Below are 17,368 nucleotides of genomic sequence, written 5' to 3' on the forward strand. Positions count from 1 at the left end.
CGCGGTATTGACCGCGCCTTTGTTTTAGTGGGTGCCTACAGCCTTGCCGTATGTCCGCACAACATTGCGGACGGCTTCTACCATCAAGGCATGCGGCGTTGCTTCGACCGCTCCAGCCGCGACTGCCGGATAGAGCGTGCCGAGATATTGGCTGATCAGTGTTTCCGGTATCTTGCGGCCTTCCAGACGCTTCAAAAGCGCGTCCACGGCAGCCGTCGCCACCGGATGCGGCCAGTAATAGCGAATGCGGTCGCTATAGGAGAAATGGCGCTGCAGACGCAGTTCCTCGCCATCGCCGTGGTAATATTTTTCCCAGTTCTTCGGCTCGGCCAGAAGCAACGCTTCCATCTTGCCGCGCAGGGTTTCCTCTTCCGGCAGCTTGTCAAGGAAAGCCGCAATCTGGTCGAGGCCATAGAGCGCCTCGCGCAGCGCGAAAGTCAGGCCCGGCCCGACTTTCAAAATGGCGAAACCGTCGTGAACCAGATCGGAAAGCGCTTCCACCGGCTGATAGTCGGTCGAATGGGCTTCGAACACGAATTGCGGCATTTCGCCGAGAACGCCGCTCAGCGCCGTCGCCTTCTCGCTATTGTAGAACACGACATTCTCGTTGCCGAACTCGACACCCGGCTGCACCACGACGCCGATGGCGCGGGCAAAGGCATCGTCCAGTCCGAGTGCTGCGAAAGCCTTGCGGTGAATGGCGACGGTTTCGACCGCCGCGTCCGGCCTGGTCAGTTCCAGCTCTTCGATTTCTTCCATCGCGCCGCCGGGGATCGGCACTTCGGTGCCGATGATGTAGACCGGCAGATCGTAGCCGGCTTCACGGGCGGCAGTTTCCGAAACTTTTGCAAGCCGCGCCGCGCGCTCGGCGGTCACGGCATCGGGCAGGGCGACCGGCTCGCCCGCGCAGCCCATCGACGTGTCGAGATGGATCTTGGTAAAGCCCGCGCGCACGAAAGCGTCGATCATGACGTCCGACTTCGCAAGGGCTTCCTCGGCGGGCAGGTGCTTCCACGGGTTGGGACCAAGATGGTCGCCGCCCAGAATGAGCCGCCTGGTGTCGAAGCCGACGCGGGTGGCGATTTCTTCCACAAAACGGCGGAAGTCGGCAGGCGTCATGCCGGTATAGCCGCCATCCTGATTGACCTGATTGCAGGTGGCCTCGATCAGCACATCCGTGCCGGTCGCCACGCCTTCGAGCAGGGCTGCTTCGATCACCAGAGGATGCGCAGAGCAGATCGACGTGATGCCGCCACGAACCCCGCTGGCGTAACGTGCGGGAAGTGCGCTCAGAACTTTCGTGCTGCTCATGCTGGAACTCCGTATTTCTGAAGGAAGGCATCGATTTCAGCCATGGTCGAGGTGCCCTCCATCGGCCCCTTGACGCCAACGGCGCGCGCGCCGGTGGCATTGGCGATGACGAGAGCGTCCTTCGGTGCCATGTCGCGCAGCCAGCAGGTGACGAATGCCGCGCCAAAACTGTCGCCCGCGCCGGTCGGGTCGATTTCATCGACCTTGAACGCTGGCGCGAAAACCTCGCCGGACTGGTCGAAATAGCTGGCGCCTTCCGCGCCGCGCTTGATGACGACGGCCTTGATGCCGCGCGCCAGCAGTTCTTCCACGGCGGCCTTTTCCTCGGTCGCTCTGGTGAAGAGGAAAATTTCCGGGCCGCTCGGCATGAACAGGTCGGTATTCTCCAACGCATGGGCCAATGCCTGGCGCATTCCGGGCAATTCCAGCATTTCCTTGCGGATATTCGGGTCGAAGGACACGGTGCCGCCCTTCGCCTTGATGCGGATCGTCGCCTCGTGGATCGCCGAGACAATGCCTTCGGAGAAGAGCGCCGAACCCATGATATGCAGGTGATCGGCGGTCTCGATCAGCCTTTCGGCTTCCGGTGTCAGGCCGATGGCGCTGCATGCGCTGTGCTTGATATTGAAGATGAAATCGCGATTGCCGTCCGGGCGATAGCGCACGAAGGCGCTGCCGGTCGCCGCTGTCGGATGCACGCCGATGGCCGAAACATCCACGCCGTCTCTTTGCAGGCGCTCGACATTGAGCGCGCCGAAATCGTCATTGCCGACCGCGCTGACCATGCCGCATGGCTGGCCCATCCGGGCGGCCTGATCGATGAAGATCGCGGGCGCGCCGGAAGCGAACGGGCCGATCAATGGGATGGCGGACTTGAAACCGTTACCGGTTTCCACGGCCATGATTTCGACGACGATCTCGCCGATGGTGATGATCTTCTTCATATGGGGCACCGCGATTACGTGCGCATGGATTTCGAGCGCACGTCGAGCCAGACGGCGACCAGAATGACCACGCCCTTGACGATGAGCTGATAGAAATAGGGCACGGACAGCATGTTCATGCCGTTGTTGATGACGCCGATGATGAGCGCGCCAAGAATGGTTCCGACCATGGTGCCGACGCCGCCGGCAAGCGAGGTGCCGCCAAGCACGACCGCGGCAATGGCGTCGAGTTCGTAACCCATGCCCGCATTGGTCTGCGCCGAGGACAGGCGCGACGAAAGCAGGATGCCGCTGATCGCCGCCATGACGCCGGAAAGCATGAAGACGATGATCTTGATGCGGTCGACGCGGATACCGGAATAGATCGCTGCTTCCTTGTTGCCACCCGACAGATAGATGCGGCGACCGAAGACCGTCTTCGACAGGAGGATATAGTTGAAGATGAACAGGACGCCGACGATCCAGATGATGATCGGCAGGCCGAGCCAGCTTTCCGAACCGATGGCAAGCCATGCATCATTGTCGATGATTTCGGGCGCGCCATTGGTCGGCAGGCTGACCATGCCGCGATAGATGCCCATGGTCGCGACCGTGACGATGAAGGATGGCAGCATCAGCTTTGCCGAAAGCACACCGTTCAGCCCGCCCATGATGGCACCCGCCGCAAGGGTGAAAACGACCGTCGGCACGAAGCCGAAGCCCATGGCGAAGGCCTGTGCCGCCACCATGCCGGATACGGCGATGATCGAACCGATGGAAAGATCGATTTCACCGAGCAGGATCACATAGGTCATGCCATAGGCGGCGACGGCGATCACCGCCACCTGCTGCATGATGTTCATGAAATTGTTAAAGGCGAGAAAGCGCGGATTGAGCACCGCGAAGACCACGCAGAGCACGGCCAGCGAGATGATGATGCCGCCATATTGGCGCACCAGCGGGGAGCTGAAAAGCGAACGGCGGACTTCGGCGTCCACGGCTTTCTTCTGAATATCTGCGTTGCTCATTGATGCATTCCTGCTGCGTAGCTCATGACGGTTTCCGGCGTAAGGCCATCGGCATCGACGATGGCGGCGACATGCCTGTTGTGCATGACGGCCACGCGGTCGCTGAGGCCCAGCACTTCCGGCAGTTCGGAGGAAACCATCAGGATCGCCGCGCCATTGGCGGCAAGTTCACGGATGATGCGGTAGATTTCGAATTTCGCGCCGACATCGACGCCGCGTGTCGGCTCATCGAGAATGAGAATGCGCGGCTTTGTCTGGAGCCATTTTGCCAGCACGATCTTCTGCTGGTTGCCGCCGCTGAGCGATCCGGCAACCGTATCCAGCGAAGCTGTCTTGATGGCAAGCCGCAGCACTTCCGCCCTGGCGGCAGAACGCTCCGCACTGGAACGCATGAGCCCGAGCGGGCCTGCCAGCTGGCCGAGCCCGACCATGTTGATGTTGCGTTCCACGCTGTGCGGAAGAACGAGGCCTTCTTCCTTGCGGTTTTCGGTCACGAAAGCAATGCCGTTGCGAATGGCGTCGGAAGGCGAGGAGAGGGCAACAGGCTTTCCGTCGAGGCGGATTTCACCCGTTGGCCGCAGCATCCCGAACAGCGCCTTCATGACGTCGGAACGGCCGGAGCCGACCAGTCCGAAAAGGCCCAGAACCTCACCGGGCTTCACACCGATGGAAACATCGTGAAACTTGCCCGCGACCGAAAGGTTCTTCGTTTCTAGGATGGGCGCCACGCTCGCCGATGGTCTTGGCGCGACGCGCGGCGGATAGATGTCGTTCATCTCACGGCCGACCATGAGGGCGATCAGCCGCTCGATGGTGGTCTCGCTCTTTTCGGTGGTCGTGACATATTCGCCGTCGCGCACGACCGTAATATCGTCGGAAAGCCGCATGATTTCTTCCATGCGGTGCGAGATGTAGATGACGGCGGTGCCGCGTGCTTTCAGGCGCTCGATGATCGAGAACAGGATTTCCGCTTCGCTGTCGGAAAGCGACGAGGTCGGCTCGTCCAGAATGACGACGTCTGCGGGCTGGCTGAGGCCCTTGGCGATTTCAACGAGCTGGCGCTGGGCAATCGACAGGTCGCCGACCTTCGCGCGCGCATCGACCGGCAGGCCAAGCTCATGGATAAGCTTTTCGGCGGCGGCGTTCAGCTCGCGCTCCCGGATGAAGCCGAAGCGGCTTGGCTCGTGATTGGCGAAGATGTTTTCGGCGACGCTGAGATTGCGCGACAGGCTCAGTTCCTGAAAGACGATGGCAATGCCGTTTGCGCGGGCATCGCGCGGGTCTTTCGGCGCATAAGACGCGCCTTTGAGCTGTATCGTTCCCGAAGTCGGCTTGAACACGCCGGCGAGGATCTTCATCAGCGTGGATTTGCCGGCGCCGTTCTCACCGAGCAACGTATGGACGCGGCCGCGACGAACGGTCAGGTTCATACGCTTCAGCGCGACCACCGGGCCGAAGGATTTTGCCACATCGCGAATCTCGAGAACGGTGTCCGAAACGGCTTTTCGTTCGGATTTGGCGGCTGTCACAGTATCTGTCACTCTTGGGGCCTCCATTCTCCGTTGTCAGTCTATCGGCGGAACTTCGCTCGAACGAAATCCGCGATCAAAAGGGATGCGGCGGCGGCAGGCGCGTGGTGTTCGCCGGGCCGCCGCACGCAGAATGGAAACAGCGACTGGGAGGAGCGTCGCTGTTTCACGCGGTGTTACTTGGTTTCGCCGTCCTTGGTGACGACACCCGGAACGATCGGCTGCTTGGCCGGAACTTCCTCACCCTTGATGACCTTGGCAGCGGTTTCAACCGCAACCTTGCCCATCTGGTCGGGATACTGGGCAATGACGCCAACCATGACCGGGTCGTTCTTCACGGCGTTGCGGGCTTCTTCCATGCCGTCGAAACCGATGACCTTGACCTGGCTTTCAAGCTTGGCCGACTTCACCGCCGAGGCAGCGGCCAGTGCGGCGTCGTCGCCGAAGCCGAAGATGCCGACGATATCCGGGTTGGCCTGCAGGATGTTCTGAGCAGCCGAAAGGGCTTCCGGACGGGTGATGCCCGGCTGGATCGCAACGATCTTGATGTCCGGATATTTGGCGATGCCCTTCTTGAAGCCTTCGATGCGATCGACGACCGACTGGACCGTCGGGTAATCGATAACGGCGACATTGCCCTTTTCACCGATGGACTTCGCCATCAGTTCGGCGGCCTTCTCGCCGCCTGCGAAATTGTCCGTGCCGACGAAGGAGGTCACATCGACATTGTTGGCCGGAACATCGACGGTAATGACCTTGATTCCTGCCTTCTGGGCCTTGTTGATGGCCGAGCGAACGCCCTTGCTGTCAACCGGCGAGATGACGATGACGTCGACGCCCTTGGTGATGAAATCTTCCACATCGGCGAGCTGCTTGCTCAGGTCCTGATTGGCGATGGCGATTTCCAGCGGCACATTCTCTGCCTGCGCTTCCTTCTTCATCGCGTCTGCGAGCGAGATGTAGAACGGATGCTGCTGGGTGAGAAGCGATGCGCCGATGCCTTCGGCAGATGCAGCGCCTGCCATCATGGCCAGGGCTACGCCGGAAAAGAGAATACGGCTGAGCGATTTGCGAAACATGATTTCCTCCGAATGACCGGCGCTCGCCGGGGCGTCCTTCTGTAGGGACATGAACAAGGGTTTTTCCTGCAGGTTCATCAGTTGTCGCCAACTTCAAACCTCCCGAAGGGCAGGGCCTCCAGCTCAAGAAGAGCTTCCCTAGACATGATAGAGCTTGTTCAACGTGTCAATATAAAATTTTTCACGTGTAAAAATTATAACGATTGAATTTGAACGTCATCAGCGCGGATGAGCCGCCGCAAGAACAGGAAAGCGTGGATCGCCGAAGGACCGCCCGCCGAAATTTGTTGCGTCTCAACGGAAAAAAATTTACGCATGAAAACAAATTGGATGGCGCCGTAAAATCGCTATGATACCCCGAGGGGAAAAGCAGGGCATGACCGAACAGAAGATCAGGACGATGGAAGAGTTCGCAGCCGCAAGCGGATTGTCCCGTCCCACGGTCTCGAAATATTTCGACAATCCAGAAAGCGTAAAGCCCTCGACGCGCCTTCGTATCGAAAAGGCGCTGAAGGATTACAACTATCAGCCCAACATCTTCGCGGTCAGCCTCAACCGCAAGAAGCCCAAGAATATCGGCGTCATCGTCCCCCATATTTCCGATCCGTTCTATGCGGAAATCATCCGCCAGATCGAAATGCGCTGCCTGGCGGAAGGCTACTGGCCGATCGTTCTGTCGTCGCATGGCGAGAGGAAACTCGAGGCGCGGGCGATGCGCACGCTCATGTCTCTCAAGATCGCGGGCGTTCTGATGGCTCCGCTCGGTTTCGAGACGGATGCGAAGCTGCTTTCCAGCCTGTCGGATTCGACGCCTGCGGTTTTCCTCGACAGCCGTATCGGCGACGATCAACCCTTTGTCGGCACCGATAATCGCCAGAGCATCGGCAACATTACCGAATATCTCTACCGAACGGGCGAACATCCCTGCTTCCTCGAAATGCCGGCGGTAAACCAGAACGCGCTGGAACGGCGTTCGGCCTATATCGAAACCATGGAGAGGCTGGGCGTTGAGCCGATCGTGCTTCCCATCACGGCCAAGAACTGGAATTTCGAGGAACTGGGCTATCAGGAAGCAGGCCGGATTCTGGATCGCGGCGGGTTTCCGACGCGAACCGTTTTATGCGCCAATGATCGCCTGGCCTTTGGCGTCATTTCCGCAGCATTCGAACGGCGGCGACATGTCGGGCGCGAAGAAGGCTGCGATCTTCGGGTCGCCGGTCACGACGACCATCCTCTCAGCCGCTTCACCTGTCCGCCGCTGACGACGGTCGCGCAGGACTACCGGCAAATCGCGCAACTGGGTCTCGACATGCTTTTCTCGCGGATCAATGCGCAGGAAAGCGGGGCGGCAGTCGAGAAGGAAATCCGGCGTCTGGACAGCCATCTCATCATGCGCGGCTCTGCCTGATATCCCGAAAAAGCCGCGTAAAAGACACAGGTCGCACATTTTCGCCATTCCTTCGCCACAATTGTCGAGCGAAAAAATGCATGTTTGTGTGCAGTTTTGCGCCTTTTGAGTGCGCAAACCCCCTTTGCCGCCACTTTGCCTTAATCACGGGCGGCGCTCATTTGTCCTGATCGCGCCTCCTAATCGGACAATAGAAAGATACACCTGCCGCTCTGGATTTTTTCCATGTTCGCCTATGTGGATAGGCACGCAGTAGGGAGTTGTCCGGCAGACCGAATGCTGCGAGACTTGCAACCATATCTGGCCATATCAGGAATGCCTCGAAATTGGTGAGCGGTTGGTCCGCACGGTTTTCCCGCATCGGCGACGGAACGCCGATTGTACTGGAAGGGGGTAACATCTTGCTTATCTGGTTAACTTCTCTCGTACTTCTTTTGATCGGGTTTTCGCTCGGAGCAGGCGGCATCTGGCTCGCCCTGCTGGGCGGCAGCTGGTATTATATACTTTCGGCGATCGGCTTTCTGCTGACCGCCGTTCTGCTTTCGCGGCGTAGCGGCGCCGCACTATGGGTTTACGCTCTCGTCATTCTCGGATCGCTTGGCTGGGCCGTTTATGAAGTCGGCTTCGACTGGTGGCAGCTCGGCGCACGCGGCGGCGTCATCGTGCTGCTTGGATTCTGGCTGCTGACGCCATGGATCAGGAGGCCACTGAACAAGGGGGCAGGCGACAGCGGCCTGCCGCTGGCCGTGGCATCGGTGATCGCAATCCTGGTTGCCGGTTATGCGATAACGCAGGACACCTACAATATCGCAGGCGACCTGCCGACGGAAAAAGTGGCTGCGACGCCCGATCTCGGCGGCAACGTGCCCGATGGCGAATGGCATCAATACGGTCGAACGCCTTACGGCCAGCGCTATTCGCCGCTGACGCAGGTAACGCCGGAGAACGTCGCCAAACTCCAGGTTGCCTGGCAGTACCAGACCGGCGACGTGAAGCAGCCGCAGGACGTGGGCGAAACGACCTATCAGGTCACGCCGCTCAAGATTGGCGATTCGCTCTATCTGTGCACCCCGCATAACTGGGCGATTGCGCTGGATGCGGCGACCGGCAAGGAAAAGTGGAAGTTCGACCCGAAGGTCGGCTTCAATACGGACCGCCAGCACCAGACCTGCCGCGGCGTCAGCTACTGGAAGGATGCAACGGCAACGGCAGGCGCGAAATGCGCCGAGCGGGTCTATCTGCCGACGTCCGATGCAAGGTTGATTGCGCTGGATACGGCAACCGGGGAAATCTGCACGGATTTCGCCAATGGCGGGACGCTCGATCTCAGCCATGGCATGAAATATAATCCGGCAGGCTATTATTACTCCACCTCGCCCCCGGTCGTTGTCGGGGACAAGATCATCGTCGGCGGCGCCGTCAATGACAATTACTCGACGCAGGAACAGTCGGGCGTCATTCGCGCCTTCGATATCCGCACCGGGCAGCTGTTGTGGAATTGGGATTCCGGCAATCCGGATGTGACCACGCCGCTCCCCGAAGGCGAGCACTATACGACGAACTCGCCGAACAGCTGGTCCGTTTCGAGTGTGGATGAAAAGCTCGGACTGGTCTTTGTGCCGCTCGGCAATAAGGTGCCGGACCAGCTTGGCATGGACCGCAGCGAGAATGTGGAGAAATATTCCTCCTCCATCGTTGCGCTCGACGTGAACACCGGACAGGTTCGCTGGGTGCGCCAGACGGTCCACCATGATCTGTGGGACATGGACGTTCCGGCCCAGCCGGTCCTGCTGGATATCAACGGTGTCCCGGCGCTGGTCGGCCCGACCAAGCAGGGCGATCTCTATGTCCTCGATCGGCGCACCGGCGAACCGATCATTCCGGTCAGGGAAATCCCGGCGCCGACAGGCGCTATACCGGAAGACCATACGGCTCCCACGCAGCCGATCTCCGATCTGACTTTCAGCCCGCCGCCCTTGCGCGAAAGCGACATGTGGGGCGTGACGATGTTCGATCAGCTCGCCTGCCGCATCAAGTTCCACCAGTTGTTTTACGAAGGCCGCTACACGCCGCCTTCATTGCGGGGAACGATTGTCTATCCCGGCAATTTCGGCGTGTTCAACTGGGGTAGCGTGGCGGTCGATCCGGTCCGGCAGGTGATGTTCGGCATGCCGACCTATCTCGCCTTCACCTCCCGTTTGGTTCCACGCGCCGATATTCCGCCGAAAGGACAGGATGAAAAGGGAAGCGAGCAGGGCCTGAACCGCAATGATGGCGCGCCCTATGGCGTGTTCATGGGGCCGTTCCTCGGTCCGCTCGGCATTCCCTGCCAGACGCCGCCATGGGGCTATGTCGCCGGGGTGGACCTGCGCACCGGCAAGATTGCCTACAAGCATCGCAACGGGACGATCCGCGACATGTCGCCGGTTCCGCTTCCGTTGAAGGTAGGCGTCCCGGGTATCGGCGGCCCGATGATCACCGCGGGCGGCGTCGTCTTCCTGGGCGCGGCGGTGGACGACTATCTGCGCGCCTATGACCTGACTTCCGGCAAGCAGCTCTGGGAGGCCCGCCTTCCGGCTGGCGGCCAGTCGACCCCGATGACCTATACGGTCGGCGACCAGCAGTTCGTCCTGATGGTGGCGGGCGGGCATGGTTCGGTCGGGACCAAACCGGGCGATTATGTAATCGCCTATACGCTGCCGAAGAGCTGAGGCAGCGATATGAATGAAAAACGCCGGGAGCAATTCCGGCGTTTTCATTTGACGGTCTCAGATCTTGCCGTGCAGCAATTCGCCTTTGCGCGGAGCCGGACGTTTGCGGCCCTCGGCACTGTTTTCGGCAAGCTGGTGGATGATCGGGCAATCGGGACGGTTGTCGCCGTGGCAGTTCTTGGCGAGGTAGCGCAGCGTATCGGCCATTTCCTGCAACTGGCGCATCTTGGCTTCCAGCTCCTCGACATGCCCAAGCGCCACCTTCTTCACGTCAGCCGATGCGCGGTTGCGGTCACGCCAGAGCGCCAGCAGTTCCTTGATCTGCTCAACCTGAAAACCGAGATCGCGGCTGCGGCGGATGAAGCGCAGGGTTTCGACATCTTTCTGCGTATAGACGCGGTAACCCGAACCGGTCCTCTCGGCGGCTTCGATGAGCCCGATTGTTTCATAATGGCGGATCATCTTCGCCGATATGCCAGATGCTGCAGCTGCCTGCCCGATGTTCATCCCGTTCCTCGCTGGCTGGTTCCAGCCAAGGATATAGGAATGCAGAGGCATCTTTCAAAGAGCGGTTCCGGTTCGTCCGGTACGTTTCAGGAGATAATGCTCAATTGCCTGAAACCCATCGAAGATGAGTATGGCAAGTGCGGCCACGACGAGCCCGCCCTGCAAAACGAAGGCGAGATTGTTGGAAATCAGCCCGGCAATGATGACTTCGCCAAGGGTTCTGGCAGCGACCGTGGACCCGATGGTGGCAGTCGCAAGGCTGATCACGGCGGAAAGCCTGATGCCCGCCAGAATGACCGGCATGGCCAGCGGAACCTCGATTTTCACTAGCCTTTGGGCGCTGGTCATCCCCATGCCGCGCGCGGCTTCGACAACCGGCGATGGCAAGGTGGTCAGCCCTGTCAGCGTGTTTTCAAAGATCGGAAGCAGGCCATAGAGGAAGAGGGCGATCAGGGTCGGCTTGTCCCCGAAACCGAAGATGGGAACGGCCAGCGCCAGCACCGCGACCGGAGGAAAAGTCTGCCCTATGTTCACGAGGCTGCGTGAAAGCGGCAGAAACTCCGCGCCGTGCTTTCTGGTCACGAAGATCGCCAACGAGACGGCCACGAGTGTCGCGGCCAGTGTTGCGAGCGCCACGAGGCCCAGATGCTGCAAGGTCAATGTCACGAAGCTGGCGCGATCATAGATGGCTGGCACGCCTTCATCGACGAGCGGGCGAAACAGCGGCTCGAACAGCCGGGGCCGCGCCAGGAACAGGAGCAGGATGCCCAGAAGCATGAGGCGCGGGACAATGGACACGAGCAATCTCATGCCGGACGCTCTGCCTGATGCAGAAGCCTGTCGAGCGTGACCCGGCCGAGAGGGCGTCCTTCCGCGTCGAGAACGGGAAGCGCCTTGCGCCCGGACCACAGGAGTGCGGCAAGCGCATCGCGTTGCGATGCCGTTACCGGCAGGGTTTCACCGCTCGCATCACCCGGCTGGAGCACGGTTTTCAGGTCCATCAGCGAAAGGAGACGGAAGGGCCGTTCGCCCGTACCGACAAGACGCTCGACGAAATCGGTTGCCGGACGAGCAAGGATTTCCGCCGGTGGACCATATTGCAGCAGTTTTCCATCATCCATGACGGCGATCCGGTCGCCCAGCGAGATCGCTTCCTCCATGTCGTGCGTGACAAGGATTATGGTCGTGCCGAGCCGCTTCTGGATCGCCTTCAGGTCTTCCTGCGCCTTGGCCCGGATAACCGGATCGAGTGCCCCGAAGGGCTCGTCCATGAGAAGAATGTTCGGCCCGGCGGCAAGCGCTCGCGCCACGCCGACGCGCTGCTGCTGCCCTCCGGAAAGTTCGTGCGGATAGCGGTCGCGATAGTCGGCAGCCTCGAGCTGGAAGAGGTCCAGCAATTCATCGACGCGTCTGTCGATGCGCGGTTTATCCCATCCGAGCAGCAGCGGAACTGTTGCAATATTCTCCGCCACGGTGCGGTGCGGAAAAAGCCCGTTCTGCTGGATGACATAGCCGATCCGCCGCCGCAGGACATGGCCGGGTTCATCCATGATGCTGCGCCCATCGATGCGGATTTCTCCATCGGTCGGCTCGACCAGACGATTGACCATCCGCAGCAGGGTGGTTTTGCCCGATCCCGACGTCCCGACAATGGCGGCGATGCTGTGCGGCTCGATGGTGAAGCACACGGCGTCGACCGCTGCGCGCCCGTTATAGCGCTTCGTGATATGGTCGAACTCGATCATAGGGAGCTGCCTTTCTCCGTGATTTCTATCGCGGCATCGAGGATGACGGCGGCTGCAAAGGCGAGAAGAACGGTCGGCAGGGCGCCCAACAGGACGAGGTCCATCGCCGTCTGGCCGATCCCCTGAAAGACGAAAGTTCCGAAGCCGCCGCCGCCGATCAGCGCCGCGATGGTCGTCAGGCCGATATTCTGCACCATGACGATGCGTATGCCGGTGAGGATAACGGGAAATGCCAGCGGAAACTCGGTCTTGAAGAGGCGTTGCAGGCGGGTCATGCCCATGCCGCGCGCGGCATCCGTCACCGGCTCCGGCACCTGCGCCAGCCCTGCCACGGTGTTGGCCACGATTGGCAGCAGCGAATAGAGAAAAAGCGCGACGAATGCCGGTGCCGCGCCGATGCCACGAATGCCGAGGGCGCCGACCCATGGAAACTGGGTGGCGACCCAGCTCAGCGGCGCAATCAGGATGCCGAACAGCGCCATCGACGGAATGGTCTGCACGATATTGAGGCTGTTCAGAACGAAAGCGCGCAGTTTGGGCACGCGATGGCAGACAAGTCCGAGCGGAATGCCCACCACCGTGGCCGCGAGGAGCGAGCCCAGTGCCAGCGCTATGTGCCGTTGTGCTTCATTCCAGAAGCTGTCCGCCCGGCCTTGATATTCCTTCATGAAGGAGATGCTGTCCCACAGGCCCGACGAAAGCAGAAGCGCCAGAAGCAGACCTGCAACGACCAGCAGTCCCACACGCAGGAACGGACCGGCCCGCAGCCGCACCAGCCCATCGGCGACATAAAGGGCGCTGGCAAAAAACAATAGCCAGAAGCCGGAAGCCGGAGAAACGCGTGCGTAATTGTTTCCTTCGGGCGAGAGATATGTCGCGGTGAGCCCGATCGCCGCCAGCACAGTCGCAAGACAGAACAGAGCCGCCACGAGCCGCAGCCAATTGTTGCTGCGAACAAGCCCGATCAGCAGCCCTCCCGCCACGATAGCGGCAAGCGCCAGCGCCAGTTCGGTCGGCAGGGCGTCGAAAACATGGCGCGGCTCACCGTGAACGATGCGGTTTGCCCGAAAGTTCGCAAAAGGCAGGAGCAAACCCGACAAGCCGATTGCCGCAATGACCAGTCCGAGCTTGTCGATATGGGCAAGCAAGCCCTTCGTGCCATTTGCCCGGATCGTCTCATTTGCTGCACTCATGCCCGGCAAATACCCGCGCCTATTTCAGAAAACCGTTGGTCTTGAGAAACTCCTCAGCGACCGCCTTTGCCGGTTCACCTCCGAGCTGCACACGGCCGTTGAGTTCCTGAAGGGTCGTGAGATCGAGCTTTGCGAAAACCGGCTTCAGCAGCTCCTCGATTTTCGGGTTTTTCTTCAAAACCTCTTCCCGGATGATCGGGGCGGGCTGATAGACCGGCTGCACATGCTTGTCGTCCTCGAGCACGACAAGCCCGGAAGGCGCGATGCCGCCATCGGTGCCGTAGACCATGGCCGCATTGGCGCCGTTGGTCTGGTTGGCGGCGGCGGCGATGGTCGCGGCCGTGTCGCCGCCTGAAAGCGTGATCAGCTGGTCGGGTTTCAGGGTGAAGCTGTAGGCGGTCTGGAAGGCTGGCAGGGCGGCCGCCGAATTCACGAATTCCGACGATGCGGCCAGAATGACCTTTCCGCCGCCTGAAATGTATTTTCCGAATTCGCTCAAATTCGTAAGCTTGTTTTCGTCGGCGACGTCCTTGCGCACCGCAATGCCCCAGGTGTTGTTTGCCGGCGAGGGGGCGAGCCAGACGATCTTGTTGGCATCGTAGTCGAGCTTTTTCGCAGTCTCGAACGCCTTGGCGGCATCTTTCCACAGCGGGTCGTCCGCCTTGTTGAAGAAGAAGGCCGCATTGCCGGTATATTCGGGATAAATGTCGATTTCGCCTGCGGTGATCGCCTTGCGCACCACGGGCGTGGCGCCAAGCTGGATGCGATCCGTGGTCTGGATGCCGTTTGCGTTGAGAACGGCCAGAATGATGTTGCCGAGAACGCCGCCTTCCGTGTCGATCTTGGAAGAGACGACCACTTGTGCATGCGCGACGCTGGAAAACTGGATTGCGCCCGCAAGGAGGGCAAGTGCGACGGCACTTCCCTTGAATAGATTTCCGTACGACATGCTTTTCATCCCATCGCGCTGGTTTTTCCTCGTGAAGGTAAACTATAGCGCGAGCGGGAAAAGGAAACCGTCGTTCGACACCCCTCCTGACAGCGGGCTGGCAGGAGGGGTGATGTCAGGGGGCTCGATCAGCCGATGAAATCGCTTTGCGTGCCGTGTGCTTCGATGGCCTGTGCAAGGCGCTGCAGCGCGTGGACATAGGCTGCCGAGCGGACCGTCACATTATGCTGCTTGGCATGGTTCCAGATGGCGCGGCCTTCGCGTTCCATGATGGTTTTCAGGCGCTCATGGATTTCTTCGAGCGTCCAGTAATAGCCCTGGCGGTTCTGCACCCATTCGAAATAGGAAACCGTCACGCCACCGGCATTGGCGAGAATATCCGGCAGAACGACGACGCCGTTTTCTCCCAGTATCCTGTCGGCTTCCGGCGTCACCGGGCCATTGGCGAGCTCGACGATCAGCCTGGCCTTGATGGATGCCGCATTGTCCGCATGGATCATGTTTTCCATGGCGCTCGGCACCAGAACATCACATTCGGCTGCAAGCAGCTCATCGGCGGAGATGGCTTCGTGGCCATTCTTGCCGGCGGTGGAAACGACCGACTTGCCCTGTTCCTTGGCCTGCATCAGCAGGTCGAGATCAAGGCCGCCGGCGCAGTAGACGGCGCCGGACGAATCCGAAACGGCGACGATCTTGTGCCCGTCGCCGGCCATCAGCTTGGCGATGAACTGTCCGGCATTGCCGAAACCCTGAACCGTGACGCGAAGCTGCGAAGCAAGGCCCAGATCCTGCGCCAGATGGCGCACGAGATAGAAGCCGCCGCGCGCCGTCGCATCGTTGCGGCCGAGCGAACCGCCGAGCGCCAGCGGCTTGCCGGTGATGACGGCAGGCGAGGACTGTCCGACGATCTGGGAATATTCGTCGGCCATCCAGCCCATGATCATGGAATTGGTGTAGACGTCGGGTGCGGGAATATCGCGGTCCGGGCCGATGATGCCGGAGAAAGCCTGGATATAGGCGCGCGAAAGGCGCTCAAGCTCAGCCTTAGAAAGCTGGCGCGGATCGACCTGGATGGCACCCTTGCCGCCGCCATAGGGAAGGTTCATGACCGCGCATTTGAACGTCATCCAGAAGGCCAGCGTCTCGACTTCTTCGGCGGTCGATTCCGGATGGTAGCGAATGCCGCCCTTGGTCGGTCCGCGCGTGTCGTCGTAGCGGCAGCGCCACGCAAGAAAGGATTTGCGCGAGCCATCGTCCATGCGAATCATCAGTCGCACTTTCATGGTCTCACGTGCATATTTCAGCTTCTCGATGACATCCGCATCGATGTTGATGTGGCTTGCCGCCTCGTCCAGACGAACGAGTGCGCTTTCGAGTAGATTCTCCTTAGTCACGGAATCACCTTTCTTGCGTTTCTTTTATTTTGGACGCGATTTTACGAAAGAATGCGTAGACCTTTGCGCAACAAAAGAAAAGGAAAAAGGACAATAATGTTGTCCTATTTTACAGGGGCCATTTTTGAAACTGCTTTACCGTTCCGCTGCAGGCGCAGGCAGGCTCGCCGGCGTCGGACGGGATGTCGCGAAATGGTGGCCATGTCGTATTTGTGGCGTCTTTTGACGCAAGCCTGCTGTCGGGTTTGAAACGGAAACAATAGAAATATCATCAAAGGCTTCGCATGTGCCGGAAGGGCGCTTGCGGTCGCGAAACTGGTGGTTGTCTATGTCCCGTTTTTCTGCAGCTTCGATTATTAAAAATGCGCTGTCCGGCAACAAGAACTGGAAGCCGCAATGGCCCAATGCCGAACCCAAGGCCGAATATGACGTAATCATCGTCGGCGCGGGCGGGCATGGCCTGGGTGCCGCCTATTATCTGGCCAAGGAGCACGGCATCACCAATGTCGCCGTCATCGAAAAGGGCTGGCTCGGCGGCGGCAATACGGGCCGCAACACCACCATCATCCGCTCCAACTATCTCTATGACGAGAGCGCGCATCTCTACGAACATGCGATGAAGCTGTGGGAGGGGCTGAGCCAGGACCTCAACTACAACGTCATGTTCTCGCAGCGCGGCGTCATGATGCTGGCGCATACGGTGCATGACGTGCAGAGCTTCAAGCGTCATATCCATGCCAACCGCCTCAACGGCATCGACAATGAATGGCTGACCAAGGAGCAGGCGAAGGAATATTGCCCGCCGCTCGATATTTCCCCCACTGCGCGTTATCCGGTTGTGGGCGCCACCTTGCAGCGGCGCGGCGGCGTGGCCCGCCATGATGCGGTCGCCTGGGGCTATGCGCGCGGCGCGACCGAGCGCGGCGTCGATATCATCCAGAATTGCCCGGTCACGGCTATCCGCCGCGATGCTTCGGGCCGCGTCACCGGCGTCGATACGCCACGCGGTTTCATCAAGGCGAAGAAGGTGGCGGTTTCTGCTGCGGGCAGCACGTCGATTGTCATGGACACGGCAGGCGTTCGCATGCCGCTTGAAAGCTTCCCGCTGCAGGCGCTGGTGTCCGAGCCGGTCAAGCCGATCTTCCCCTGCGTGGTCATGTCCAACACGGTCCACGCCTATATCAGCCAGTCAGACAAGGGCGAACTGGTGATCGGTTCCGGCACCGACCAGTATGTGTCCTACAGCCAGCGCGGCGGCCTGCCGCTGATCGAGCATACGCTTGCGGCCATCTGCGAAGTCTTCCCGATCTTCACCCGCATGCGGATGCTGCGCAAATGGGGCGGTATCGTCGACGTCACGCCGGATCGCTCCCCGATCATCGGCAAGACGCCGGTGCCGGGGCTTTATGTCAATTGCGGCTGGGGCACGGGCGGCTTCAAGGCGACGCCGGGTTCGGCGCATGTCTTCGCGCATACGATTGCCCGCGATGAGCCGCACTGGATCAACGCACCCTTCACGCTTGAACGCTTCACCACCGGTCGCCTGATCGACGAAGCGGCTGCCGCCGCCGTCGCGCACTAAGGGAGGTAT

General features: G+C 60.3%; 14 protein-coding genes. 3 read left to right on the forward strand and 11 right to left on the reverse strand.

Annotated features, from left to right (window positions below; all coding sequences use genetic code 11):
- Positions 1-24 precede the first annotated feature (24 nt).
- The 5 genes from ACOWVS_RS06475 to ACOWVS_RS06495 all read right to left on the reverse strand — a co-directional run bounded on the left by ACOWVS_RS06475 (position 25) and on the right by ACOWVS_RS06495 (position 5,870).
- Complete coding sequence (locus tag ACOWVS_RS06475) at positions 25-1,311, reverse strand: D-tagatose-bisphosphate aldolase, class II, non-catalytic subunit (protein WP_021586333.1); 1,287 nt, start codon at positions 1,309-1,311, stop codon at positions 25-27.
- Positions 1,308-2,255, reverse strand: a complete 948-nt coding sequence (locus ACOWVS_RS06480) for a tagatose kinase (RefSeq protein ID WP_021586332.1) — start codon at positions 2,253-2,255, stop codon at positions 1,308-1,310. The genes ACOWVS_RS06475 and ACOWVS_RS06480 overlap by 4 nt, the downstream gene beginning before the upstream one ends.
- A 14-nt stretch (positions 2,256-2,269) precedes the next feature.
- Positions 2,270-3,262 (reverse strand): ABC transporter permease, encoded by a 993-nt coding sequence (locus ACOWVS_RS06485; RefSeq protein ID WP_006465947.1) that lies wholly within the window; start codon positions 3,260-3,262, stop codon positions 2,270-2,272.
- On the reverse strand, positions 3,259-4,818 hold the full coding sequence (locus tag ACOWVS_RS06490; RefSeq protein ID WP_031346502.1) for a sugar ABC transporter ATP-binding protein: 1,560 nt from the start codon (positions 4,816-4,818) through the stop codon (positions 3,259-3,261). The genes ACOWVS_RS06485 and ACOWVS_RS06490 overlap by 4 nt, the downstream gene beginning before the upstream one ends.
- A gap of 149 nt (positions 4,819-4,967) precedes the next feature.
- Positions 4,968-5,870 (reverse strand): substrate-binding domain-containing protein, encoded by a 903-nt coding sequence (locus tag ACOWVS_RS06495; protein ID WP_025089726.1) that lies wholly within the window; start codon positions 5,868-5,870, stop codon positions 4,968-4,970.
- 376 nt (positions 5,871-6,246) lie between these two features.
- Between ACOWVS_RS06495 and ACOWVS_RS06500 the strand changes: the two genes are divergently transcribed.
- A complete protein-coding gene (locus ACOWVS_RS06500) occupies positions 6,247-7,278 on the forward strand; it encodes a LacI family DNA-binding transcriptional regulator (RefSeq protein ID WP_006470810.1) in 1,032 nt (343 codons plus the stop codon).
- Between the two features lie 401 nt (positions 7,279-7,679).
- Entirely contained in the window at positions 7,680-9,989 is a 2,310-nt protein-coding gene (locus ACOWVS_RS06505; RefSeq protein ID WP_025089725.1) for a glucose/quinate/shikimate family membrane-bound PQQ-dependent dehydrogenase, read from the forward strand.
- Between the two features lie 57 nt (positions 9,990-10,046).
- Here the strand turns inward: ACOWVS_RS06505 and cueR are convergent, their stop codons facing one another.
- The 6 genes from cueR to ACOWVS_RS06535 form a co-directional block, all read right to left on the reverse strand.
- The gene (cueR, locus tag ACOWVS_RS06510) at positions 10,047-10,496 is read right to left on the reverse strand and encodes a Cu(I)-responsive transcriptional regulator (RefSeq protein WP_006470808.1); all 450 of its coding nucleotides are present in this window, start codon (positions 10,494-10,496) and stop codon (positions 10,047-10,049) included.
- A 54-nt stretch (positions 10,497-10,550) separates the two neighbouring features.
- Positions 10,551-11,306: an ABC transporter permease gene (locus ACOWVS_RS06515; protein WP_021586327.1), complete on the reverse strand. Its 756-nt coding sequence runs from the start codon at positions 11,304-11,306 to the stop codon at positions 10,551-10,553.
- On the reverse strand, positions 11,303-12,241 hold the full coding sequence (locus tag ACOWVS_RS06520; protein WP_021586326.1) for an ABC transporter ATP-binding protein: 939 nt from the start codon (positions 12,239-12,241) through the stop codon (positions 11,303-11,305). The genes ACOWVS_RS06515 and ACOWVS_RS06520 overlap by 4 nt, the downstream gene beginning before the upstream one ends.
- Complete coding sequence (locus ACOWVS_RS06525) at positions 12,238-13,434, reverse strand: ABC transporter permease (RefSeq protein ID WP_021586325.1); 1,197 nt, start codon at positions 13,432-13,434, stop codon at positions 12,238-12,240. Before ACOWVS_RS06525 ends, ACOWVS_RS06520 begins: the two co-directional genes overlap by 4 nt.
- Positions 13,435-13,453: 19 nt before the next feature.
- Positions 13,454-14,383, reverse strand: coding sequence for a glycine betaine ABC transporter substrate-binding protein OsmF (gene osmF, locus ACOWVS_RS06530; RefSeq protein ID WP_025089723.1), 930 nt, complete (start codon positions 14,381-14,383; stop codon positions 13,454-13,456).
- Between the two features lie 128 nt (positions 14,384-14,511).
- Positions 14,512-15,777 carry a Glu/Leu/Phe/Val family dehydrogenase gene (locus tag ACOWVS_RS06535; protein WP_021586324.1) on the reverse strand — a complete coding sequence of 422 codons (1,266 nt, stop codon included), beginning with the start codon at positions 15,775-15,777 and terminating at the stop codon, positions 14,512-14,514.
- 328 nt (positions 15,778-16,105) lie between these two features.
- On the opposite strand from ACOWVS_RS06535, the gene ACOWVS_RS06540 reads away from it, so the two are divergent.
- Entirely contained in the window at positions 16,106-17,359 is a 1,254-nt protein-coding gene (locus ACOWVS_RS06540; protein WP_021586323.1) for a sarcosine oxidase subunit beta family protein, read from the forward strand.
- Positions 17,360-17,368: the final 9 nt, after the last annotated feature.

Source organism: Brucella sp. IR068, from assembly GCF_049065885.1.
Taxonomy (GTDB): Bacteria; Pseudomonadota; Alphaproteobacteria; order Rhizobiales; family Rhizobiaceae; genus Brucella; species Brucella intermedia.